This is a genomic window from Vagococcus sp. CY52-2, from assembly GCF_022655055.1.
In the GTDB taxonomy this organism is placed as follows: domain Bacteria; phylum Bacillota; class Bacilli; order Lactobacillales; family Vagococcaceae; genus Vagococcus.
In genome coordinates this window covers 1922398-1948133 of sequence record NZ_CP093384.1, presented here as the reverse complement: position 1 = coordinate 1948133, position 25736 = coordinate 1922398, and the positions used below count along the sequence as shown (strand labels likewise).

22 protein-coding genes and 2 pseudogenes are annotated in these 25736 nt (G+C 34.4%); 21 read left to right on the top strand and 3 right to left on the bottom strand.

Features of this window, described 5'->3' with window-relative positions; genetic code table 11:
* Window positions 1-7: 7 nt before the first annotated feature.
* Window positions 8-913, bottom strand: coding sequence for a LysR family transcriptional regulator (locus MN187_RS09355; RefSeq protein WP_117973903.1), 906 nt, complete (start codon window positions 911-913; stop codon window positions 8-10).
* 173 nt (window positions 914-1086) lie between these two features.
* On the opposite strand from MN187_RS09355, the gene MN187_RS09350 reads away from it, so the two are divergent.
* The 10 genes from MN187_RS09350 to MN187_RS09305 all read left to right on the top strand — a co-directional run bounded on the left by MN187_RS09350 (window position 1087) and on the right by MN187_RS09305 (window position 11101).
* Complete coding sequence (locus MN187_RS09350) at window positions 1087-1500, top strand: CidA/LrgA family protein (RefSeq protein WP_117973901.1); 414 nt, start codon at window positions 1087-1089, stop codon at window positions 1498-1500.
* Window positions 1490-2197 carry an LrgB family protein gene (locus MN187_RS09345; protein WP_117973899.1) on the top strand — a complete coding sequence of 236 codons (708 nt, stop codon included), beginning with the start codon at window positions 1490-1492 and terminating at the stop codon, window positions 2195-2197. Before MN187_RS09350 ends, MN187_RS09345 begins: the two co-directional genes overlap by 11 nt.
* 45 nt (window positions 2198-2242) lie before the next feature.
* Window positions 2243-3355, top strand: a complete 1113-nt coding sequence (locus tag MN187_RS09340; protein ID WP_117973897.1) for a lactate oxidase — start codon at window positions 2243-2245, stop codon at window positions 3353-3355.
* Between the two features lie 321 nt (window positions 3356-3676).
* Window positions 3677-4642, top strand: a complete 966-nt coding sequence (locus MN187_RS09335) for a tRNA dihydrouridine synthase (RefSeq protein WP_117973895.1) — start codon at window positions 3677-3679, stop codon at window positions 4640-4642.
* 186 nt (window positions 4643-4828) lie between these two features.
* A complete protein-coding gene (locus MN187_RS09330; protein ID WP_117973893.1) occupies window positions 4829-5245 on the top strand; it encodes a PTS sugar transporter subunit IIA in 417 nt (138 codons plus the stop codon).
* A gap of 11 nt (window positions 5246-5256) precedes the next feature.
* Window positions 5257-5754, top strand: a complete 498-nt coding sequence (locus MN187_RS09325) for a PTS sugar transporter subunit IIB (protein WP_241699601.1) — start codon at window positions 5257-5259, stop codon at window positions 5752-5754.
* Window positions 5755-5766: 12 nt separating this feature from the next.
* Entirely contained in the window at window positions 5767-6576 is an 810-nt protein-coding gene (locus MN187_RS09320) for a PTS mannose/fructose/sorbose/N-acetylgalactosamine transporter subunit IIC (RefSeq protein WP_241699602.1), read from the top strand.
* Window positions 6573-7397: a PTS system mannose/fructose/sorbose family transporter subunit IID gene (locus MN187_RS09315; RefSeq protein ID WP_079346344.1), complete on the top strand. Its 825-nt coding sequence runs from the start codon at window positions 6573-6575 to the stop codon at window positions 7395-7397. Before MN187_RS09320 ends, MN187_RS09315 begins: the two co-directional genes overlap by 4 nt.
* Before the next feature lie 178 nt (window positions 7398-7575).
* A complete protein-coding gene (locus MN187_RS09310) occupies window positions 7576-10083 on the top strand; it encodes a sigma 54-interacting transcriptional regulator (RefSeq protein WP_241699603.1) in 2508 nt (835 codons plus the stop codon).
* A 154-nt stretch (window positions 10084-10237) separates the two neighbouring features.
* Window positions 10238-11101, top strand: a complete 864-nt coding sequence (locus MN187_RS09305; protein WP_242093916.1) for an SDR family oxidoreductase — start codon at window positions 10238-10240, stop codon at window positions 11099-11101.
* 91 nt (window positions 11102-11192) lie between these two features.
* Here the strand turns inward: MN187_RS09305 and MN187_RS09300 are convergent, their stop codons facing one another.
* Window positions 11193-12764 (bottom strand): Nramp family divalent metal transporter, encoded by a 1572-nt coding sequence (locus MN187_RS09300; protein WP_117973887.1) that lies wholly within the window; start codon window positions 12762-12764, stop codon window positions 11193-11195.
* Window positions 12765-13601: 837 nt separating this feature from the next.
* Here MN187_RS09300 and MN187_RS09295 point away from each other — a divergent pair.
* The 6 genes and pseudogenes from MN187_RS09295 (at window position 13602) to MN187_RS09270 (ending at window position 21357) form a co-directional block, all read left to right on the top strand.
* Window positions 13602-15020 (top strand): APC family permease, encoded by a 1419-nt coding sequence (locus MN187_RS09295; protein ID WP_117973885.1) that lies wholly within the window; start codon window positions 13602-13604, stop codon window positions 15018-15020.
* A gap of 24 nt (window positions 15021-15044) precedes the next feature.
* Window positions 15045-16376: a C1 family peptidase gene (locus MN187_RS09290; protein WP_242093914.1), complete on the top strand. Its 1332-nt coding sequence runs from the start codon at window positions 15045-15047 to the stop codon at window positions 16374-16376.
* 29 nt (window positions 16377-16405) lie between these two features.
* Window positions 16406-17809 carry a C69 family dipeptidase gene (locus MN187_RS09285; protein WP_242093912.1) on the top strand — a complete coding sequence of 468 codons (1404 nt, stop codon included), beginning with the start codon at window positions 16406-16408 and terminating at the stop codon, window positions 17807-17809.
* 77 nt (window positions 17810-17886) lie between these two features.
* Window positions 17887-19287, top strand: coding sequence for a C69 family dipeptidase (locus MN187_RS09280; RefSeq protein WP_117973878.1), 1401 nt, complete (start codon window positions 17887-17889; stop codon window positions 19285-19287).
* A gap of 22 nt (window positions 19288-19309) precedes the next feature.
* Window positions 19310-20833 carry an amino acid permease gene (locus MN187_RS09275; protein ID WP_241699606.1) on the top strand — a complete coding sequence of 508 codons (1524 nt, stop codon included), beginning with the start codon at window positions 19310-19312 and terminating at the stop codon, window positions 20831-20833.
* Window positions 20834-21111: 278 nt separating this feature from the next.
* Window positions 21112-21357 (top strand): annotated as a pseudogene (locus MN187_RS09270) (C1 family peptidase).
* On the opposite strand, the pseudogene MN187_RS09265 reads toward MN187_RS09270, so the two are convergent.
* Window positions 21342-21791 (bottom strand): annotated as a pseudogene (locus MN187_RS09265) (IS30 family transposase); the annotation flags it as partial. The pseudogenes MN187_RS09270 and MN187_RS09265 sit on opposite strands and share 16 nt — an antisense overlap.
* A 95-nt stretch (window positions 21792-21886) precedes the next feature.
* Here MN187_RS09265 and MN187_RS09260 point away from each other — a divergent pair.
* The 5 genes from MN187_RS09260 to MN187_RS09240 all read left to right on the top strand — a co-directional run bounded on the left by MN187_RS09260 (window position 21887) and on the right by MN187_RS09240 (window position 25565).
* A complete protein-coding gene (locus MN187_RS09260) occupies window positions 21887-22111 on the top strand; it encodes a hypothetical protein (RefSeq protein WP_242093910.1) in 225 nt (74 codons plus the stop codon).
* Between the two features lie 151 nt (window positions 22112-22262).
* Complete coding sequence (locus MN187_RS09255) at window positions 22263-22583, top strand: PTS sugar transporter subunit IIA (protein WP_199500931.1); 321 nt, start codon at window positions 22263-22265, stop codon at window positions 22581-22583.
* Between the two features lie 36 nt (window positions 22584-22619).
* On the top strand, window positions 22620-23732 hold the full coding sequence (locus tag MN187_RS09250; RefSeq protein ID WP_117973869.1) for a VanZ family protein: 1113 nt from the start codon (window positions 22620-22622) through the stop codon (window positions 23730-23732).
* A 93-nt stretch (window positions 23733-23825) separates the two neighbouring features.
* On the top strand, window positions 23826-24698 hold the full coding sequence (gene pepI, locus MN187_RS09245; protein WP_242093908.1) for a proline iminopeptidase: 873 nt from the start codon (window positions 23826-23828) through the stop codon (window positions 24696-24698).
* 96 nt (window positions 24699-24794) lie between these two features.
* Window positions 24795-25565, top strand: a complete 771-nt coding sequence (locus tag MN187_RS09240) for an IclR family transcriptional regulator (RefSeq protein WP_242093906.1) — start codon at window positions 24795-24797, stop codon at window positions 25563-25565.
* Window positions 25566-25736 lie beyond the last annotated feature (171 nt).

Here is a 25736-nt window from a genome sequence, read left to right as displayed (position 1 = left end):
TAGATGATTACTCTACTTTAAAAGGTTTCCCAAAGCTTTTAGTCAAATCAATAATCGTTTGATTAAATTCAGTTTGAAACGTATTGGATTGATGAATTTTTTTATTCACAATAAGACTAATATAGATTTGAGGAGGTTGCTCTAGTTCAACTTTTACCAGTCCAGAATGTTCGCGCACTAAAATGTCGCTTAAAAAAGCAATCATATTAGTTGAACTGGCAATAGAGAGAGCTGTTTGAATTTCTTTTGTGTAAATTGTCTGAATAGAATTTAAATGGTGAGAGCGAACCCAGTCATCAAAAATACGGTGGTGCATGTAGCCTTTCTCAAGTGAAATAAACACATCTTCCTTACAACTTGTAGGGGAGATTTTTTTTTTGGTAGAAAGAGGGTTGCTTTTTGAAACCCATAACGCCATGTCTTCTTGTTTTAAAGGAATTTGGATGAGTGAGTTATCATTGAACGTTGGTTCATCACTCCCAATAATGGCAATGGGAACTTTACCAGTTTTGACGAGTTCTAGCATCGTGTCGGAACTTTCTTCTTCAATAAATTTCATTGAGGAAGAAAATTTCTTTAAATGAGGTAAAAGGCGGGACATAAAATATCCACCAATCGTTGGTAAGAACCCAAAATAGACGATTTGATGTTTAAAATCATGAATTTCTTCTTCAGCTTGTTCAACTGACTTTAAAATTTGATGAGAATAACGATATAAAATATCACCGGTTTCAGTCAAACTAAGCTTCTTGTGAATTCTTTTTCTATCAATTAGAATGGTATCTAGTTCGTTTTCTAATCGTTTTATAGCCATTGAAATAGATGGCTGAGAAACGTAAAAATGTTCGGCTGTTGCTGTGAAGCTAAGTGTATGAGCTAAGTGATTAAAGTATAATAAATCTTTTAAATTCATGAGAAACCCCTTTCAAATATTGTGAAAAAACACTCATAAGTAAAATGTATATAAATGCTATTTACATAAGTAATATTTATAATACCATAAGCAAAAAATATTATCCAAAGAATGGTTCTCATGCTATATTAGTCTTAATAAAACGTTTACAAAACGAAAGAGAGTTGATTTTTATGAAGCAAATTAAACAACTTTTTTGGATTTTTTTATTTTCATTAATAGGTGAAGTGATATCTGCTTTACTATCCCAATTAATCGCAATTCCCGGAAGTGTGATTGGTATGGTGCTATTATTCTGTGCTCTTCATTTCAAATGGATTAAGATGGATCAAGTCAATGAAGTGGGAACATGGTTAACAAATAATATGGGAATCTTTTTTGTCCCTGCTGGTGTTGGGTTGATATCAAACTTTGGCGTGCTAGCCAATACATGGTGGCAATTACTTGTTATTATGGCGATTACCACCATGTTAATGATGGGGGTTGTTGGACGCATTGTCCAAGCTATTAAGTCCAAAGAATTGAAAGCGGAAACAAATGCAACAGATTCTCTTGAAGAAATTGAGGTGGAAGTTGATGTTATCTAATGTGTTAGAAAGTCCGTTTTTATGGATTAGCTTGACAGTAGGCTTGTATTTATTAGCAGGACAATTAAAAGAGAAATGGCCAAAGAATCCCTTATTTACACCATTAGTATTTGCGATTGTCGCGCTTATTTTAATACTTGTTTTTATGGATATTCCACTAGACACTTATAAAAAAGGTGGACAGTTTTTAAGCCTCTTTGTCACACCAGCAACAGTGGCGTTAGCCATTAAGTTAGAACAAAATTTCGTGTATTTGAAAAAATATTATCCAGCGATTTTAACCGGGATTTTTAGCGGTGTTATTTTTCACACTGTGATGATTTATGCGTTTAGTTTGTTATTTGGATTTGAACGAGAGATGGGCGCAACATTGATACCAAAATCTATTACGACAGCGATTGCTGTGGGTGTATCGGATTCATTAGGAGGTATTGTCTCATTAACGGTTGCGGTAGTAGTATTTACAGGGGTTATTGGAGCCATGATGGGACCAACGATTTTTAAATGGTTTAACATCACAGATCCAGTGGCTCAAGGCGTCGCACTAGGTAGCTCATCTCATGCTATGGGAACAGCAAAAGCAATTGAACTGGGAGAGGTTCAAGGCGCAATGTCTGGCCTGTCAATCGTGGTAACAGGGTTAACGGTCGTAGCATTAGCACCATTTACTGTACCAGTCACCAATATTTTATTTTAATTAGAAAACAACACTTAAAAAAACGTTTAAAAAGGATGAAAAAACATGACAGAACAACAAACATATAACGCACCAACAATTGAGCAAGAAATCGACGTAATTAGTACATATAGATTAGAAGAAGCAGCAAGTAAAGTCGTTCCTAAAGGTGGATTTGACTATATTTCAGGTGGTTCAGGAAAAGAATTTACGCTACAACGTAATGACGAAGCATGGTTAAGTAAAGGGATTTTACCTCGTGTATTAGCTGGCGTCGAACACCCAGATACCTCAACAAAAATTTTCGAACATGACTTGAAAGTACCATTTATTATGGCTCCAATTGCAGCTCACGGATTAGCTCATGCAACAAAAGAAGCAGGAACAGCTAAAGGAATTTCAGAATTTGGTGGAACCATTATGTCAATTAGCGCTTATTCTGGTGCGACGTTTGAAGAAATTGATGCTGGTTTAAATGGTAATCCACGTTGGTTCCAAATCTATATGAGTAAAGACGAAGAGATGAATAAAAACATCCTAGATGAAGCAAAAGCAGATGGGGCAACAGCCATTATTTTAACAGCAGATGCAACATTGAGTGGTAACCGTGAACGTGACTTAGAAAATAAATTTGTTTACCCATTTGGTATGCCAATTGTTTCTCGTTACTTAACAGGTTCTGGAGAAAACATGTCACTAAATAACATTTACGCTCAATCAAAACAAAAAATTGAACCAGCCGATGTGAAGTTTATTGCGGAATACTCTGGTTTACCTGTTTTTGTTAAGGGAGTGCAAACACCAGAAGATGCGGTATTAGCGATTGGTGCTGGAGCAGCAGGTATTTGGGTATCAAATCACGGTGGACGTCAATTAGATAATGCGCCAGGCTCGTTTGAAGTGTTAGCTGACATTTCAGAAGCTGTAGCAGGACGTGTGCCAATCGTATTTGATAGTGGTGTTCGTCGTGGAGAGCATATCTTTAAAGCACTAGCAAGTGGAGCAGATATCATTGCTCTAGGTCGTCCAGTATTATTTGGTTTGGCTTTAGGTGGATGGAAAGGTGTTAAATCTGTTTTAGAATACTTTGAAACAGACTTAAAACGAGTGATGCAATTAGCAGGAACACAAACAATTGAAGATGTCAAACATGCACGATTATATGATATGAAAAAATAGTATACGCACTTTAAACCATCTAACTAAGTTATATTAGGTAGATGGTTTTTTATTATTAAAATTTTATTTGGGTAGGTGTGTTTCAGTATAATGATAAGAGCTATTACTTTCATTTCTTTAAATAAGGAATATACGTTAACTAAATTAATGTTGTTGTTTTATTAATTTTATGATAGATGATAAGTTGAAATATATATATCAGACTTATGGTGTATTTATCTAGTGTAAATTCGGAAGGGAGTTTTCTGCTTTGCGTCTTTCTATCATTATTAGTATAATACCAAGTGACTTAGTAAAAGGATTTAGAACGGAGAAACTGATATGACAACCAATTTTTGGCAAGATTTACCAAAGCCATTTTTTATTTTAGCTCCGATGGAAGATGTGACGGATGTGGTATTTCGTCATGTGGTGAAAAAGGCAGGAGCACCAGATGTATTTTTTACCGAATTTACTAACTCGGATAGTTTTTGTCATCCGGATGGTAAAGAAAGTGTTCAAGGAAGATTAGTCTTTGAAGAAGACGAGCAACCTATTGTGGCACATATCTGGGGAGATAATCCAGAATATTTTAGACAGATGAGTAAAGAATTAAAAGAGATGGGATTTAAAGGCATTGATATTAATATGGGATGTCCGGTTCCTAATGTGGCCACACGAGGGAAAGGCAGTGGATTAATTTTACGTCCAGATGTAGCAGCTGAATTAATCGCCGCAGCAAAAGAAGGTGGACTACCAGTTAGTGTGAAAACACGTATAGGGTATCATTCGCAAGATGAGATGATTGATTGGTTGGCACATATTTTAAAACAAGACATCGCTAACTTGTCGATTCATTTAAGAACACGGGATGAAATGAGTAAAGTACCTGCTAAGTGGGAATTAATTCCAGAAATATTAGCATTAAGAGATGAGATTGCTCCTGATACACTCATTACCATTAATGGTGATGTGCTTGATCGACAGATGGGGCTTGAGTTAGTCGAAAAATATGGTGTGGATGGTGTCATGATAGGAAGAGGGATATTCAAAAATCCCTATGCCTTTGAGAAAGAACCTAAAAATCATTCAACAGAAGACTTATTAGGGCTATTGAGACTTCAATTAGACTTACAAGATGAGTATGCTAAACAAGTGCCACGTTCCATTGTTGGTTTGCATCGATTCTTTAAAATTTATGTTAAAGGCTTTCCAGGAGCCAGTGATTTACGTGTTAGTTTGATGAATACCAAATCAACAGATGAAGTACGTGCCTTATTGGATGCCTTTTTTCAAAAAGATAATTAAATAATCATTAAAAGACAGTGTTTCTTAACTTTAAGAAACACTGTCTTTTTTAAGTGTTTAGGTTGTTTAGGAAAAAAGAAAAGTGTTTAAACAGTATAATTTACCTAAAAGGCTTTTGTAACCGCATTCTATTGTTTTGAAAGTTGGCATCATACTTGCTTATATAAAAGTGAAGAGGTGAAAAGAATGGAGAGAAGTTATTTAATTGCCACACATGGCAAATTTGCTAGTGGGTTACAAAACTCGTTGAACATCTTAACAGGTAGTGGAGACAACGTCCAAGTAATAGATGCTTATGTCACGGATGATGATTACACACCGGAAGTTCAACAATTTATTCAAGAGGTTAGTGAAGATAGTCAGGGAATTGTATTCACAGATTTATATGGTGGAAGTGTGAATCAAAAAATCGCAGCAGAAATTATGACGTCAGGGAAAGACAATATCATGTTGGTATCAAATTCAAATTTAGCTATTATTTTATCCATTATGTTCCATGAAAATACTGGCATGTTGTCAAAAGAAGAGGTATTAGCTGCAATTCAAGAATCACAGGTTCAACTGGTTTCAACCACAATAGAAGAAGAGGACGATATTTTTTAGGAGGAGAAAAGATGATTACACAAATTAGAGTAGATGACCGATTAATCCATGGACAGGTAGCAGTTGTATGGACAAAAGAATTAAATGCCCCACTTTTAGTAGTAGCAAATGATGAGGCGGCAAAAAATCAAGTGATGCAAATGACATTAAAAATGGCTGTACCAAATGGGATGAAGTTGTTAGTTCGTTCAGTAGATGATGCGATTGAATTATTTAATGACCCTCGCGGGAAAGATAAACGCATGTTTGTGATTGTGAACTGTGTGTCTGATGCGAATAAAATTGCACAACACGTCGATGCTGTAGAAACAGTGAACGTAGCAAATGCGGGTCGTTTTGATAAATCAGATCCAAAAGACAAAACAACGATTTTTCCAAGCGTGTTACTTAATCCAGATGAATTAACGGCTGCCAAAGAATTATCAGAGTTAGAACAGGTGGATAGCTACAATCAAGTTTTACCGACTAATCCAAAATTAGAATTGAAAAAAGCATTGAAAAATGTCTAAGGGGGATAAAAAATGTTAATGCATGCACTTATGGCAGGACTTAGTGTGTTTATCTGTTTTGCTGGTAACTATTTAACAGGTCAAAGTATGTTGGAACGTCCGTTAGTTGTTGGACTGGTAACAGGGCTATTGATGGGAGATTTAAAAACAGGTGTTTTGATGGGAGCAGCACTTGAAGCCGTGTTTATGGGAAATGTGAATATTGGTGGCGTGATTTCTGCCGAACCAGTGACAGCAACAACCCTTGCGACAACATTCGCGATTATTGCAAACGTTGAACAAAAAGCGGCAATTACACTAGCCATTCCAATTGGGATGTTAGCAGCGTTTGTGGTGATGTTCTTGAAAAATGTTTTGATGAATATTTTTGCCCCAATGCTGGATCGTGTTGCACGTGAAAATAATCAACGAAAAATTGTGGCACTACATTATGGGACATGGATTTTCTATTACTTTATTATTGCCGCGATTTCATTTGTTGGGGTCCTACTTGGAAGTGAACCTGTTGCCGTTATGGTAAACAACATTCCTCAAAATGTGATGAATGGTTTGAGTGCGGCAGGCGGCTTATTACCAGCTGTTGGGTTTGCGATGTTGATGAAATTGCTTTGGGACAATAAATTATCTGTCTTTTACTTATTAGGGTTTATTTTAACAGCTTACTTGAAATTACCAGCTGTTGCGGTGGCGGCTGTTGGAATTGTCATTTGTGTGATGATGGTTCAACGTGATGTACAAATGATGAATTTACCAACTACACAAGGAAAAGTTGCCAGTGGTGAAATGAGTAAAGAAGAAGAAGAGGAGGACTTTTTCGCATGAAACTAAAACAAGATATGTCAGTTGAAGATAAAAAAATGATGCGCTCAGTCTTTTGGCGTTCATGGACAATGAATGCCAGTCGTACAGGAGCGACACAATACCATGCGTTAGGCGTTATCTATACTTTACTTCCAGTCATCAATCGTTACTACAAAACAGAGGAAGAACGAGCAGACGCGATTGTCCGTCATACAACGTGGTTTAATGCTACCATGCATATTAATAACTTTATTATGGGTCTTGTGACTTCAATGGAAAAACAAAATAGTGAAGATGAGAATTTTGATGCAAGCTCAATCACTGCTGTTAAAGCATCATTGATGGGACCTTTATCAGGTATCGGAGATTCATTCTTTTGGGGTATTTTACGTGTCATTGCTGCAAGTATTGGGATTTCAATTGCCAGTACTGGATCAGTTATGGGAGCCATCGTTTTCTTAGCCCTTTACAATATTCCGGCTTTTATTATTCATTATTATGCTCTTTATACAGGTTATTCTGTTGGGGCCAACTTCATTCAAAAACTATATGAAAGTGGCGGTATGAAAATACTAACTAAAGCATCTAGTATGGTTGGGTTACTGATGATGGGAAGTATGACTGCTTCAACTGTAAAATTCAAAACGATTTTAGAAGTAACAGTCAGTGGTTCTGATCCAATTAAAATTCAAGATTACTTAGATCAACTATTTGTAGGGATTGTGCCATTAACTGTGACATTGATTACGTTCTGGTTATTACGTAAAAAAGTAAATATCAATGTTGTGATGTTTGGCATTATGATTCTTGGAATTATTTTAGGGTTACTTGGTATTTGTTAATCAATTTATTACACAATACATAGGGTTTTGGTAATAAATCATGACACATTAATCAGGTAAACTATGCTAAAATTTAACAAGCAAAGTAGTTGTGTGTCGTTATGTTATCGGTATGTAAGAGTGAAACGCATGGGCAATACGTGCCATGCGTTTTTTAGTATGTAGGAGGATTGGTAGAATGAAGGAGTCGACTAGAAGACATTTGCTTCAAGGTATAGGAGAAGAACAAGGTGGGATTACGACAACTGAATTAGCTAAAAAAATTGGGTTAAGTCGCTCAGTCACGAGTTTATATTTAAATGAGTTGGCCAAAGATAAAGAGGTTATTAAAAGTGAAACATATCCAATCGTTTGGCGACTAACTAGTCACGAGTACCATACGTCACAAGATGTGTTCGAACAATTTATTGGCAGTAAAGGTAGTGCCAAATCTATGATAAAAATCTGTAAAGCTGCGATGTCTTATCCACCAAAAGGGCTACCTGTTTTAATTCATGGAAATAGTGGGGTAGGGAAAACTTATTTAGCACACTTGATTTTTGATTACCTTAATCAACAACAGGCGAATTGCTCAGATAATATCGTGGTATTTAACTGTGCGGATTACGCGAATAATCCTGAATTGTTGTCTTCCACCTTATTTGGTCATAAAAAAGGGGCTTATACAGGTGCTGACAAAGATAAAAAAGGGTTACTTAGTAAAGCAGACAACGGTATTTTATTTTTAGATGAAGTCCATCGTTTGTCATATGAAAATCAAGAAAAATTATTTCAGTTTATGGATTCAGGTCAGTTTCGCTTAATTGGGGAGGAAGATAAAATAGAAACAGCTAACGTTCGCTTGATTTTTGCGACAACAGAAGATCCTAAAGAGGTATTATTACCAACTTTCTTACGTCGTATTTCAGCTGTATTGGAGTTAGCAGATTATCATCTACGGCCATTACAAGAGCGAGAGACGATTTTAAGCGTTTTATTTTTAAAAGAAGCCAAATTGTTGAAAAAGGACATGATGATTGATCGTTTGATTTTTGATCACTTTTTACATGAAAAAATGTCAGGGAATATTGGACAATTAGCCAATAAGGTCAAGTTATATTGTGCTGATGCACTTCATTATCAAGAGGATCAAGACGTACTTTACATAGGGGATAATCATGATGATGTGGTGAAAGTGATTTATGATGAACCACTTAATCAACTAGTGGATGTGTCAACAGAGAGGGTAGAAAAACTAAATGTGCTACTACATTCCACGAGTGATGTATTAGAGTTACGAGAAACGCTACTGGGTTTTCCGCTATTCAAAGATGATTTTGGTGGAGAAACCTATGTTTTAAAACAAATTAGAGAAAAAATACTTGCTAATACTAAACAAATAATGGGTAAAGTAGATAGTGTGACACCTTATCTTGAAAAACTAACTACATACCTATTACTAAAAGATTGTATCAAGTTTGATCATCAACCAATAAAACAAATGATTAGTATGGACTATCCACGTACGGCACTTTTTGCTAAAAAAATTACGTCTAAACTACCCGTTGAATATAAAAAAGAAGCACGTTTTTTGTTGAGTTTATTTTTAATAGGGTCTATAAAAGAAGAAATTGCTTATCATGCCTTACTTGTTGCTCATGGTGATACGACAGCAAGTAGTATACAAGCGGTGTCCAATCAATTATGTGGCAATTATGTGTTTGACGCAATTAACATGCCACTTGATGCCTCCATTAAAGACATTGTATTAGAAGTGAAGTCGTGGCTTTCTGAGCGAGATACTTCTGAAGGGGTCATTATGTTGGTAGATATGGGCTCATTGGTTCATTTTTATAAGAGTTTAAAACCAGAGATTATGGGAGAATTATTGGTTGTTAATAATCTTACGACGTCATTTGCACTGGAAATTGGTCAACAACTACTGAATCATCATACCTTTTATGACATCACAAAAAATATTAAACAAAAATTTATCACAGATATTCAGTATTTTGAGGGATTTTCAAATGACCGCAATGTTATTATTTCAAGTATTTTGGGTTATGATATTGCCAAAAAACTGAAGAAATTATTCGAACCGTTTATTAATCCAGAAATAAAAATCATTGTGATGCATTTTAATGAATTACTCGATATTTTAGATCGTGAAAACTCAGATAAAGGTTATCTTGATACAACAGAACTCATTATTACAACGTCTTATCTAGATAATAAAACAGCTGTGTCTTCCGTTAATTTATTGGATATTTTAGATGAAGATACTGAACATCAAGCCATGAAATATACGTTTCGTAATACCATTCACGAAAAATACATGACCGATTTGACGAATAAATGTATTTATTTCTTCTCAAAAGAAGGTCTATCTGAAAAATTAAATTTCTTAAATCCGGAAATCATTATTAAACAAGTAGAGCTAATTATCGAAAAATGTGAGCGACGTTTTGGCATTAAATTTAACGTCAAAATTAAATTTAATTTGACGATGCATTTAGCATTGATGATTGAACGTACGATTTTAGGGTCAGTTGATTATCCTGTGCCAACAGATTTATCGCAGTTAAAAATAAATGATAACTATTTTTATGGGAATATAAAAGACTTACTATCCTCTATTGAAGATTTTTATCGCATTAGTATTTCTGATTGGGAATTATATGTCTTACACGAAATTATTGCCAGTTAATCAGTTTTTAAGTGTAATATTTATATATTATTTGTTTTTTTGATGTTTATCATTTAACAAAAATACTTTTTTTATGATAGTATTCAAATTGTAGTTATATTAAAACAATGAGTGTATTTTTTACTAACGTTAGTTTAGAAAAGGAGAGATATCATTGGAACATAAATTAAGAACACCTAAAGAAGATTATCATCAAAAAGACAGTAATGAATTCGTGTCAACAGAAGTGTTGGTTGAAAATCCTAATTACTTGTCAGCGAATAAGTTAAAAGGAAAAAAAGCGATTGTCACAGGTGGAGATAGTGGAATCGGAGCAGCTGTTGTTATAGCGTATGCACATGAAGGGGCAGATATTGGAATTGTCTATCATGAAAATGCTGCTGATGCGTTACAAGTAAAACAACGTGCAGAAGAATTAGGTGCAACTGTTTATCTTTACAAGGGAGACGTTGGGCATGAACATGTTGTAAAAGAAGCCGTTGATTACTTTATCGATAAGTTTAAATCAATTGATATACTAGTTAATAATGTTGCTGAACAGCATGAACGTGATAGTATCGTTGATATTACGGAAGCCGAAGTTCAACGTGAATTTGCGACAAATATTTATAGTTTTATGTATTTTACAAAATACCTTTTCCCATATTTCAATGAAGGAGCAGCTATTATAAATAACGCGTCTGTCAATGCTTATCGTGGACATCCTTATTTATTGACTTATTCAACAACTAAAAGTGCTGTTGTAGGATATACTCGTTCATTATCAGTGCGTGAAGAGTTTATTAAGAAAAAAATCCGTGTAAATTGCGTAGCGCCAGGTCCAATTTGGACACCACTTATCCCCGCTACAATGAAGGGCATGACTCATGAAAAATTTGGGTTAGATACACCGATGAAACGTTGTGGTGAAGCTTATGAGGTAGCACCTAGTTTTGTCTTTTTAGCTTCAAACCAAGATAGTAGTTACATGAGTGGTCAATGTTTACATGTTAATGGTGGAGCAGTATTAAACGGTTAAAAAAGTACCCCTCAGAATGTGTGGAAAATACATTCTGAGGGGTTTTTATTTATGACTTGGAAGAGCTCTCTTTTAAATTAATTGGTATTTATTAAATCTTTTTTTGGGATTGTTCGATAATTCGTTTATTTCCTTTATATAAATCCCATATGGTCCATGCAAGAAGCAGTAAGACACCAATAATAAGTGTATAAGCAATACCATGAGCTAAGGTTAATTCATTAGCTGATGGTTCATCTCCAAAGAAAGCTTCCATTTGTCCTGGCAGTCCAGTTAAATTTAGATAGGTTAATGCAATAACTGAAATCCAACCAAAAAATTTGACGAGCCAATTATTTTTAAAGCGATGTCCCATTTCAGCTTCACTGTTAGTCATCATGAGTAATGGAATCATTGAAAAAGGCAAAGCAAATGCTAAAAAGACTTGAGAATTATTCATTAAATTATTAAGTGCTTCGTGTTCTTCTAATGTCCCTTTTTTGCTTGTCATCATGACACAGATAATAACGGGAATGACTGAAATTAAACGTGTCACTAGACGTCTTAACCAAGTTGGAAGCTTCATATGAATAAATCCTTCCATGATGACTTGTCCAGTCAACGTTCCTGTAATTGTAGAGTTTTGTCCTGATGCTAAAAGTGCGACAGCAAAAAGAGTGGATAAGACACCAGATTTGGCAACAGAGACAAGAAGTCCGTTACTTAAAGTATTAGGGTCTGACAACGCTTCATATAAACCAAAGAATGACGGGTCTTTAACCGTTCCTGATTTGAATACCGCAACCCCCATAATTAACAGTAAGGCATTGACAAAAAATGCCATAGTCAATTGAATATTTGAATCCCAAGTCGAAAAACGAACGGCTTCAGCGACATGATTTTCATCAGAATGGTCAATTTTTCTTGTTTGAGATACCGCTGAATGCAGATATAAATTATGTGGCATAACCGTTGCCCCAATAATTCCTAGTGCACCAGTTAAAGGTGTTTGTCCTCCGATTCTTGGTGAGTCAGCAAAGGTGTCCTTAGTAGGAATTAAGCCTTCAAAAACAGCTCCCCATGATGGGTTTGATAAGGCAATTTGATAAATAAAAACAAAAAGAATGACAAAAATTAGGCAGACAACTAACGCTTCAATTTTTCTAAACCCTATTTTTGTTAAAAGCAATAATAGCAAAACATCAAATACAGTAATAAGTACGGCATAGAGCAGTGGAATACCAAACAGTAAATACAAGGCAATTGCGGCTCCAATAACTTCAGCAATATCAGTGGCCATAATAGCTAACTCAGTTAAAATCCATAAGACAATTCCCAGTCTTTTACTTGTTCTAGCACGAATCGCTTGGGCTAAATCCATTTGGGTGACAATCCCTAACTTAGCAGCCATGTATTGCAAGAGCATAGCAACTAAACTAGACATCAAAATGACAGACATCAATAGATACTGAAAATTTTGTCCACCTGTAATGGATGTTGACCAATTACCTGGATCCATATACCCAACAGCAACTAACGCTCCAGGTCCTGAATAGGCGAGTAATGTTCGCCAAAATCCTTTTCCTACAGGCACCTCAACTGATCCATTTATTTCTTCTAAAGAGCGTCCATTTGTATGGGCCATTAGTTTGTGAGGTTCATGATTATTATGAGGTTCACTCATTTTACCCCTCCTTTAGTTTTTTCTGTACATATCATACACTTAAACCTGCAAATGTGAAAGTAAAGTTTATTGAAAGATTGACATCTGAGAAATAGTAGGACATAAGACAGTTCATTAAAGGTGAGAATATTTTTTAATTATAATCAACACCCTATTTCGGTTATTTTATAATCTATAAAGAAAGAACGATATAATCGACTAATTATGATGGTATCGCATAGATACAACCTCATTGGCTAAAACTAATGAAGTGATAAAATTATAGGTATGAGGCTGACCCAGAAGTCTTAAAATAGAAAAAATCCCGTGAAATCAATTTATTAAAATATTGATTTCATGGGATTTCTGTTTTATTAGTTTGGTGATTTTTACTTAATAAATTACTTTTGGGCCAGCCTCATTTTTTTCTATTTATTTGCAATAAAATGAGTAGTTTATAAAGTTATGATGAATTAATTATCTAATGATACTGAGATTAGTATATAAAAAGCCTTTTTATACAAAACATTGAAATAAGTTAGTTATTTTTTTGACGAAAAAAATATATATGATGAAATGATGAATAAAGAATGAGTAAGGCAAAAAAAATAAGCATTCTATTCTTATTTAGAACGTAACATTCACTAACTGATTACAAATAAATAAAAGATAATCCATAAATAATTTACTTTTAATTCATAAAGGTATTGAATTTATCTAAAAATAATATTTAATATGATTATTTTGTTGTTAATGTATCAAAGATTGTTTTAAAAAAAAAAAAGAGTTATGATTTACTCACAAGCAATATTAAAAACGAATTCATGAGAAATGGATGAAGAGGAGAGATGATATGTCATGAGTGCGAAAACAGCAACGCCTAATAAAAAGTTGACGTTTACATCAATTTATTTTTTAGGTATCAATGCAATTGTCGGGTCAGGAGCGTTCTTATTACCGCAACAAATTTATAAAAATATTGGGGTAATGAGTATTCTGGTTCTTCTTACTGCAGCATTAACAGTGAGTATGGTTGCATTATGTTATGCGGATTTATCAAGTCGATTTTCTGGATCAGGAGCAGCATGGCTTTATTCGTATAACGCATTTGGTAAATTTACTGGGTTTCAAATTGGCTTATTTTCGTGGTTTTTAGGATGTCTGACATTTACAGCAGAATCTGTTGCCTTACATCGAACATTAAAAAGCATGTATCCCGTGTTAGATAATCCAATTGCAAAATATGCTTTTCCAATTGGTATGATAGTTCTATTAAGTATTATCAATCTTTTTGGTACAAGTATTGTTAAAAAAATCAACAGCGTGTCTTCAATTATTAAAATTGCTACTTTGGTATTTTTCCTTGTTGTCGGTGTGTTCTTTATTAAAACAGCACATTTTACCCCTATTGTTCCTGAAAGTGTTAAAACAACAGGTAGCTTCTTTGGTCACTTTGGTCAAGCCTTTAGTGTCGTATTTTACATGTTCACTGGATTTTCATTTATCCCAGTAGCAGCTGGACAAATGAACAACCCAGAAAAAAATATTCCAAAAGCATTAATCGCCGTTATGTCTAGTGTGACTATTATTTATGTGTTAGTACAAGCAATAGCGATTGGTATCTTAGGACCAAATATTGCAAAATTTGATATTCCTATTGCTCAAGCACTAAACGCTTCTATTGGTCATTGGGCATATGTACTGATTGTCATTGGTATGATTATTTCCATTTTTGGCGTGGCTTTTGCCGTATCATTTAACACACCAGTTTTAGCTGCATCTTTATCAACAGAACATAACCTTTTACCTTCAGCTTTTGGTAAAAGAAATAAAAATGATGCACCTTATATTGCGGTCATTATTACGATGATTATCAGTATTTTCTTAGTATCATTTAGTTATATTTTCTTAGTAGCGGCCATTGTGTTAGCATCATTTATCCAATATGTTCCATCAATTTTAGCCGTGATTAAATTTAAACATACAAAACAATTTCCAAATAATGGGTTCTCTTTAAAGGGAGGAGATACCATTCCAATTATTGCGTTGGTTATCTCAATGTATTTATTAACTAATTTTAGATTAGATGTTTTATTACTAATCATCGGTGTATTTGTCGTTGGGTTGATCATGTATTACACAAGTATCAAAAATAAACCAGACTCACCATCTGCACCACAAGCACCAAAAGGTAAAGTCGCTCAAGCAACAACTAAATTGGCTGACAAAGTAGCAACCACTACTCAAAGTGCACCAACTCATGCATCAACAAAATAAATTAACTGAATGGAGTGTTTTATTATGACAAACGAATTAACTTTTGATCAAATTAATCATATGCAAGAACTTTTTACAGGTGACAGAGCAAATGAAATCGCCCAAACAGCAGCTACAACAAACGGTATTTTTAAAGCATCTGAAAATATTCGTGCAATTGATGATGCGAATTTTAACTTTTCGATTGATATTGACTCACATAAAGTGACTAATCAAAATCAAAGTGGCCGCTGTTGGATGTTTGCTTGTTTAAATGTCATTCGTTTCCAATTAGAAAAACAATACAACATTGAAAACTTTGAATTATCACAAAACTACTTATTCTTCTATGACAAATTAGAAAAAGCGAATTACTTCTATCAAAATATTCTTAATACAGCGAATGAACCTATTTCTAGTCGCGACGTTCAATTTTTAATCAACTCACCGCAACAAGATGGTGGCGATTGGAACTTAATCATCTCATTAGTAGAAAAATATGGTGTCGTACCAATTTATGAAATGAACGACTCTAGCTGTAGTGTTACATCAGCTGAATTAAATACGATGTTAAATCGCAAATTACGACGTGACGCTGTTGAGTTAAGACAACTTGTCAAAGATAATGCGACAGAATCCACCATCAATGATTACATTGAAAAAAGTTTATCTGAAGTTTACCGACTATTATCAATTGCTTTAGGGACACCACCAAAAACAATTGACTTTACATTCAGAGATAAAGACAAAAAATACACTTCTTACCATGGGTTAACACCTCAACAACTTTACACTGACTACATTGATATTGATGTAACGGACTATGTTGGATTAATCAACGTTCCAGCTGAAAACATGCCTTTTGGTAAAGTTTACGAAGTGGCTTTATCAGGAAACATGGTAGGTGGCACACCAAACCGTTATTTAAACATTGAAATGGATGAGCTAAAACAAGCCACAATCAAACAACTAAAAGCTGGTGAACCAGTTTGGTTTGGTTGTGATGTGTTAAAACATTTTGATCGTCAAAAAGGGATCATGTCTCATGATTTATATAAATTTGAAGAATTATTCAACATGGATTTTTCAATGACAAAAGGCGATTGTTTTAACTACAAAGAAAGCTTACCAACACATGCTATGGTAATTGGTGGTGTAAACCTTGTGGATGATATGCCAACTAAATGGAAAGTAGAAAATAGTTGGGGAGAAAAAATCGGTGACCAAGGTTACTGCGTGATGGATGACAAATGGATGGAGGAATTTGTCTTTGAAGTCGTTGTGAAAAAAGACTATCTAACAGAAGATTTAAAACAAGCCTTAGTAACAGAACCTGTCGAATTACCATTTTGGAATCCTATGAATCCAATTGCCTAAGCGTTTATTAATAGAAAGAAGGAAATAGTATGTGTACAACCGTTGTTGTGGGAAAAAAAGCCTCTAGAACAGGATCAACATTGATTGCTAGAAACTGTGACTCTGAAGAACCTATCCAACCCGTTCGTTTTATTACCGTTGCTGAAGATGCTCATGTGAGTGGTATCTATAAAAGTAATATGACGAAGTTTACTGAAAAATATCCTAATAAATCATTGAAATATACAATGGTGCCATTTTTAGATGAAAGTAAGTTAGGGATTTTTGGTGAAGCTGGAATTAACTCAAAAAATGTGGCCATGAGCTCAACAGAAAGTATTTTCTCAAATACAGATGTTTTAGCCATTGACCCATTAACTCCAGCTGGTTTAGGTGAAGATTCATTACTTAATATGGTCTTACCATATATTGAATCAGCAAGAGATGGTGTGACTTATTTAGGTCAACTGATTAAAGAACATGGTTCTCATGAAGGAAATGGTATCATTTTTAGTGATAAAGATGAAGTGTGGTATATGGAAATCCCATGTGGTCATCATTGGGTTGCTCAGCGCGTGCCAGATGATTGCTGCGCTGTGATTGCCAACCAATCAATCATTGAAGAAATTAATTTTAACGACCCAGAAAACTTTATGTATTCTGAAGGAATTCGTGAATTTGTTGATGAGTATCAATTAAACCCAGATTATGAAGGATTTAATTTCCGCCATATTTTTGGAACAAGTACAAAAGAAGACAGACAATATAATACTGCCCGTGTGTGGTATGGTCAAAACTATTTAGGTCATAAAGTAGAAGATCCTAGAAGTAGCGATATGCCGTTTGTCTTTAAACCAAATCGTTTACTGACAGTTAATGATGTGGCTGCTGTACTAAGTTCACACTTTGATGAAACAATCTATGATCCATTTAATTCTGAGAGTGATGTCGATCGCAATGTATTTAGACCAATCTCTATGAACCGTACGGCTGAATCTCATATTTTAGAAATCAGAAACAACGTACCTGAAGAAATCGCTGCAATCATTTGGTTAAATAGTGCTCCGACAGCCTTTAACCCATATGTACCATTCTTCGCTAATAGTTTAGATACACCAAAAAGCTACCGTGATACAACAGATAGCTATGATATTAACCAAGCATACTGGATGTATCGCACATTAGCTGTGTTGGTAGAACGTGATTACAATAAATTATCTTCAGTGAACTTTGACTACTTAACATCTGCAAAAACGCTAGCCACACATCTTGTGTTGGAAACAGACAAGGCTTTTAAAGAAGGAAACGTGTCAAACGTTGAAGAATTCCTAACAGAACAAAACAATAAAAATATTGACAAAATGAATGCTTTAGCTATGAAACATATTGGTGATTTAGTTCAAAGAGGTTTGGGATTATCTAAACTGACTTTTGATATTACTAAAGACGTTTAGTAAGCCGTTGAAAGGATAATCCCAGCGATTATCCTTTTCTCATTAAAACTATGGAAATGAAGGAAGAGGGAATATTTATGTGTACAACTGTTGTAGTAGGAAAAAAGGCAACGATGAATGGAGCAACGCTCATCGCTAGAAACTGTGACGCAGAAATCGTTATTGAACCAGTAAAGTTTATTGTGGTTCCTGAAAATGATGTGACTGAAGGTGTTTACAAATCATACTTAACACATTTTAAAGAAAACTACCCTAAGAAATCACTTAGATACCAAATGGTGCCTTACATTCAATATAAAAAATACGGTATTTTTGGTGAGTCTGGTATCAACTCAAAAAATGTGGCAATGAGTGCAACTGAAAGTATTTTCAGCAACACAAAAGTTTTGGCTATTGATCCTTTAACAGATGGACTTGGTGAAGATTCTTTAGTTAGTGTGGTATTACCTTATATTTCTTCTGCTAGAGAAGGAGTGACTTATTTAGGAAAACTCATTGAAGAATATGGTTCTCATGAAGGAAACGGCGTTATCTTTAGCGATAAAGACGAAATATGGTACATGGAAATACCATGTGGCCATCATTGGATCGCACAACGCGTACCAGATGACTGTTGTGCGGTGATTGCCAATCAATCAATCATTGAAGAAGTTGATTTCAATGACCCAGAAAACTTTATGTATTCAGAAGGATTACGAGAATTTGTCGAAACCTATCATTTGAACCCAGATTATGAAGGATTTAACTTCCGTCATATTTTTGGTACAAGTTCAAAAGAAGATAGAGAATACAACACACCACGTGTATGGTACGGCCAAAATTATTTGGGGCATAAAGTAGAAGACCCAAGAAGTAGTGACATGCCATTTGTGTTTAAACCAAATCGTAAATTGAGTTATGAAGATGTAGGGGCTGTATTAAGTTCACACTATGATGAAACAATTTATGATCCATTTAACGCGTCAGATGATGCATCTAGAAAATTATTTAGACCGATTTCAATGAATCGTACATCACAGTCGCATATTTTAGAAATCAGAAATGATGTACCAGAAGAGATTGCAGCGATTACTTGGATTAATAGTGGTCCAACCGCCTTCAATCCGTATGTGCCTTTCTACGCAAATAGTAACGACACAGCACCATCATACAACAATACAAGTATGACTTATGATATCACTCAAGCTTACTGGATGCACCGTACACTCGCTGTTTTAGTAGAGCGTGATTATGACGTATTAAAAACAGTTAATTTTGATTACCTAAGTGCCGCTAGACAACTGGCAAATCACATGGTATTGGAAACAGATCGTGCGTACAAAGCCATGCAATCTGGAGATGTAACAGACTTTTTAACAAAACAAAACAAACAAAATATAGAAGAAATGAATCATTTAACCATGACTCATATCGGTGAATTGGTTAAGAAAGGGTTAGGCCTATCTAAACTCACCTTTGATATAACCAAAGACGTATAAAAATAAGTGAGGAGAACGTATTATGGAAAACAAAAGTGGTAGTAAGGCATCTACTGCTTCAAGTGTTAAACCGGTAGCAACTAATGCACAAGGAAATAACACTGCAAGTAAAAAAGGTGCTTTATCAAAAATAACATTAGCAACATTTATTGGGTTAACATTCTCTCTTGTAGCAGGTCCGTATTATTCAACATTGACGGCAACAGGATGGAACATGTTTTTATTCATGGGTATTGCCGTGATTGGGTTTGCTTTACCAATTGCTTTAATGTCTGGAGAGTTTGGGACAACATTTCCTGGTCAAGGTGGTCCAGAGTTGTGGGTTAAAAACACCCTGGGACCTAAGTGGGGATTTGTGACCTCTTGGCTCATTTGGGCAGCGATGTTTCCTTCTATGGTTGTAGTAGGAACTGGGTTTGCACCAATGGTTGCGTTGTTACTGAAGAAAGAAAGTTTAATCGAGAATTCGATGTTTACATTGGCGGTTATTTTAGGATTAGTTTGGTGTATGACACTGTTGAATTTAAAATTCGACATGGCAAAAGTAAATGGTAAATTTGGTATTTGGTTAGGTTTGTATATTCCTGTTGTGATGCTATTTATACTTGGTGTGTTTACCTTTGTAAAAATTGGTTTAAACCCAGATAGTATATTAGGAACCTTTTCATGGTCAAAATTAGTTCCTAAATCGTTCACCAGTGGTTCTGGAATGTATTTTAGTGGGATTATCTTTATTTTCTTAGGAATAGAGATGTCTTCTGTGTTTATTACTCGTCTGAAAAAACCATCTCAACAATATGCTAAAGGTGTTATTACATCCCTTATTTTATTAGCGTTGTTCTCATTGGTTAACTCATTTTTAGTAGCAAATGTTATCCCAGCAGGTAAAATCCAATTAAACAATGGTGCTCAGCCATTACAATTGTTTGCTGATCGTTTAGGATTACCATATTTTGTTGTCCAAATCTTCTGCTTACTTTCTATTGTGAGTGTGTTGACTAATATGTCCACATGGTTTATCAGTGCTCAAAAAACAATCACTGCAAGTGCAAGAGAAGGAGACTTCCCAGAAAAATTCAAATTCTGGAAAACAAATAAATTTAACTCATCAAATACCTTACTATTTGTTCAAGCGATTGCGATTACTATTTTGTCAGGAGCATACGTTGTCATCCCTGGAATTAACAAAGTATTCGTTATTATCACAAATAGTGGCACAATGATCTATTGTCTAGCTTATACATTAATGGCTTTAGGATTTATTGCGATGAGAAGAAAATCACCTGATACAGAACACCCTTTCCGTGTAGGTAAAAAAGGAAATGGTCTTGGATTCTTCTTTGCTGGTTTACTGATGGTAACTATCGTGTTTGCTTTAACGTTAACCTTTATGAGTAATACGATTGAAAACTTAATCTTTGTTTTAATCTTTGTCGGTATTCTATTTAGTATCCCTTTAATCATCTATAACAAGAAAAAAGCTAGCTGGTTAACTGATGTACAAAAAGAGATGGCAAAAGATAGTACCCAAACAACAAATAAATAATAACGAAATAACTGTTTATCTTTTTAGGTAAGCAGTTATTATTTTGTACAAAAATTTAGTTAACACACCATAAAAAGTTGTGTGAGATTCCCCAAAAAAACGAGAGATATACATACAAATGGAGTGATATATAAGTGTATCAATAAAACGATAAATTTAGGAATGGAGTGTTTTATATGTCTAGACCACTTACTAGTGAACGACTCAATGAAATGAAGAAAGCTTTCAATTCAAACTGAGGAAATCAAGTTGCCCAAACAGCTGCGACAACTAGTGGCTTGTTTAAAGCAGCAGAAAATATCCAATCAATTGACGTTAATAATTTTAACTTTTCAATTGACGTTAATAATTTTAACTTTTCAATTGAGGTGGATACTCACCAAGTAACGAATCAGCGTCATAGTGGACTCTGCTGAATATTTTCATGTGTGAATGTGATCCGATTACCAATAGAAAAACAATACAACATTGAATTATCACAAAATTATCTATTTTTCTATGACATTTCAGGATCAGCAAAATAAATACCAATATCATTCGAATTACTAATTGAATTCCAATTAGAAAATTCTTTACCAAAATCAAATGTGATTGATTTAAATAGATGGCGCGGAAGCTGTTTAAACCAATTATTTAAACTATTTTCGATATCTATTGCTCTTCTACCTATTGATTTTAACGTAATAATCACTTTTGATCGTCTTTCAACGAGTATGACAGCAGTACTTTTATGGTCTTTTCCAACAATTGTGTCACCTTGAGGGTGGCCAAGTTTATTATTAAAGAGTCGATAATCCTTATGACGTTGATGGATAGTTCTTTTAAAGGCTTGTTTGCCTCTTTTTACTTTATAACCATTCGCTTTCCTTTTAACTTTCATAGGAAATGCGATCAAGTCAAACAGGCCTTACTTAAAGAATCTAGAATGAGTACGGATAGAACATGAATTAGGAAACTCATGATTGTATTACTACTTGCGTTTGGTATTTATCAAGCTTCTAAACGTTATGATTAGGTAGATAAAGGCCCCATTTACATGAGAAATTGACGACTTTGACTAACCCCAAAAACGCATTATCCAATATTCCAACAGACATTTTATATCAAATGGGCATGCCAATTAAACAGACGTTTGTTTCAAATGAAACCATGAATGAATTTAATAAACAATTAGGAAGTAAAGTCATCACTCAAACCACGGCAGTAATCAACGAAAGTCTTGATACAACAACCGGATCAAGTTTATCTACAACACCAAATGATACAACTAAAAAATAACAGTATAATGACTGTCTAAGAGGTTAAGCCAGCCCATTTATGAACCTTTTATTTTATTGACAAATCCTAAGAAAGTGAACTAAAATTAGGTCAGCGTTATGTATACCTTTTTTGAGCGATGAATGACTATAGACATAAGGATGGGTGATGTGTGATGGATGAGAAAAATATGCAAATGGTTATGGGACTCATTATGCATAGTGGAGATGCTAAAAGTCATGCGATGGAAGCAATTCAGGCAGCAAAGGCAAACGATTTTTCAGCAGCAGAAGTAAGTTTAAATGAGGCGAAAGAATCTTTGATAAGGGCGCATCAATCTCAAACGGAGATGCTAACTAAAGAAGCTCAAGGAGATCCAATAGAGGTAACACTTCTTACTGTACATAGTCAAGACCATTTGATGACGAGTATATCCTTTACTGATTTAGCCAAAGAAATGGTTGATTTATATAAAGTGATTAATGGAAGGTAAAAGAAAAATTTATAATTTTAGAAAGAAGGGAATATTATGCCATCATACGCTGTCCCCTTATCAACGGCAATTATTTGTTTTGCTGTAATATCATTTATTGGGACTGCTCCGTGGACGATTTATCAATACCGAAAATATGGTTATTTTAACTTTTGGCGTAACTTAGTATTTTTTAGTTTTATCTATTATTGTTTGACCGCTTTTTTTCTAGTGAGCTTGCCACTACCTAAAAATCGACACGATATAGAATTTAAGCATCATGTGTATACTCAGTTAAAACCTTTTAATTTTTTAAAGGATTTTACAACCATACCAGGATTTGAAGCAGGCAATCCTAGGACATATATCAAGTTAGTGAAGTCTTTTACGTTTTTACAAGTTATTTTTAATATCATGTTACTATTGCCTTTAGGGGTGTATTTACGTTTCTTTTTTAAGAAAGCGAACAAATGGTGCGTCGCATTACCGATTATATTTAGTACGACATTATTTTTTGAGGTATCACAGTTAACGGCTTTATTTGGATACTATGAGTACCCATATCGTTTATTTGATGTGGATGATTTGATGATGAATACTTTAGGAGGAATGATTGGCTTTTTTGTTGCGCCAATATTATTATTCTTTGTTCCGAGTCGAGATCAACTACATAAACAAGATGATAGTTACACATCCGATCATATTGCATCCTATGGGTCTCAACTAGTTGAAGTCCTACTAACATTGGCTGTTTCTCAAATGATTGGCTCGCTGTTATCAACGTTTATTTTTCGAGAAAGTGATATGTATTCAATAAAATTAGTGATAAGTTTTCTTTTCATGGTAGTTCTGCCTTTTATGATGAAAGGGACAACTGTAGGAGGGAAAATAATCAAACTCACAATACGCTTGCCAGAAAAGAAACCCATCACGTCGCTTATCTATCGTTTTATTCTTATTTTTACTCCGTCACTTGTCAGTCGTTTGGGGCAAAGTATTTATGATTTTTATTCAGAGAATATCTATATGATTCTATTCCAACTATTGTATTCACTTATCGTATATTTTGTGTGGGCGAGTTTTTTATTTATTATTGTAAGAGATTGGATTAATAAAAAAGATGTTGTATTTTTTAATCACTTATCTAGAATAATTTTCATCAGAAAATAAATATGAACCTACCTTTTAACATGAAGAGGTAGGTTTCATTGTGTGTAAATGATATGATACTTTATAAATAGTCATGAGAAAGTAGGAGAGAAAATGAAGGTTACCGAAGGATACATGCCATTTTTAGATTATCAAACATATTATCGCATTGTCGGAGAAGCATCTGAAAAACCCCCTTTATTGTTGTTACATGGAGGACCAGGGTCGACACACAATTATTTTGAATTATTGGATGAACTGGCAGAGGATGGGCGGCAACTAATCATGTATGATCAATTAGGGTGTGGTTTGTCATCTATTCCTAATAAACCAGAGCTATGGACAGCTAAAACATGGCTAGATGAGTTGATTACATTAAGAGAATATTTAGGTCTAGAGAGAGTACATATCCTTGGGCAGTCATGGGGAGGGATGTTGCTTCTTAAATATATGTGTGACAAAAAACCTAGTGGTGTAGACAGTATTATTTTATCGAGTACCTTATCGTCTGCGGAATTATGGAAACAAGAGCAACATCGTTTAATCAAATTAATGGATGAAAAAGAGCAAGAGGCTATAGCATATGCTGAAGCAAACAATGATTTCTCAAAACCAGAGTATTTAAAAGCAAATGACCTATTTATGCAACGACATGCAGGTGATATGCCAACTAAAACATCTCCGGAACCTCTTAGACGTCAAAAAACCAGAGGAGAGCAAGCTTATCTGTATGCGTGGGGACCAAATGAATTCTTTCCTATGGGAACATTAAAAACATTTGATTATACCGCTCAATTGCATCAGATTAAGGTGCCTGCCTTAATTATTAGTGGGGCGAATGACTTGTGTACCCCTGTACTTGCCAAAACAATGTATGATGAAATTCCAAACGCAACCTGGGAGTTATTTCAACACAGTCGACATATGCCGTTTGTAGAAGAACGAGATAAATACATTAACCTACTAGCTAGTTGGCTTGAAAAGTGAGCAGGTTAAGAGGATACTACCTATTTTTACTAATCTATGGTACAATTTCCTAATAAGAATATTCCGTTTCTTATTAGGAAATAATGAGGTGAAAGCGTGAAAGACAATCAATTGAAACCATATGGAACAGTATTGATTAAAGCGGCTAAAATATTAGATTGCTTAGCAGAAACAACAGGCGATGTTACACTGAAAGAGGTTGCAGAATTATCAGGGCTGACAACATCTACCGCGTTAAAAATATTAGATACATTAATACTGATTGGATATGTAACACGAAATGAAAAAAGTAAAACATATTATTTAGGTCCTAGCATAGTAAAATATAGTCAAGTATATTCAAGTAATTCGATGTTAAAAAACATAGCTGAGCCCAGTTTAGAAAAACTTCAGTTAGAAGTAGATGAAACAATTCATTTAGGGATGTCAAATAATAATGAATTGATCTATATCGATAAACTAGAACCTAAGGAAAAGTCGATTTATATGTCATCTAAGGTTGGAGCAAGAAAACCTCTTTATTCGACAGGAATGGGAAAAGTATTTTTATCGGCATATAATGATGAAGAATTAGATCACTACTTTAAAACAGTTCCGCTACAGGCTTATACAGAAAATACTATTACTAATAAATTTTTGATGAAGAAAGAATTACAGAAAATAAAAGAAACGAATATTGCCTATGATGATGAGGAAATGGAAGAAGATTGTTATTGTATTGCTATGCCTATAATGACTAAACAAGGACGGATTGAAGGAGCATTTAGTGTTAGTATGCCGAAATTTAGAGTAAATGAAGAATTTAGAAATTATGTGATTGATAACATGTTAGAGGCAAAAAATACTATTGAAAAAAATTTGAATTAAATGTAAACAAATTATGTTGATTGTAAAATTAAGCAAAATAACTAAAAAAAATCATTTGTGATTACTCTCCTTGTTTTCTTTTGTTAGAAAGACAATTTGAGTACATCATAAATGATTTTTGTTTTTCAGGTTACTTAGAACACTATCACTGCCTAGCAATAAAGTTATTGA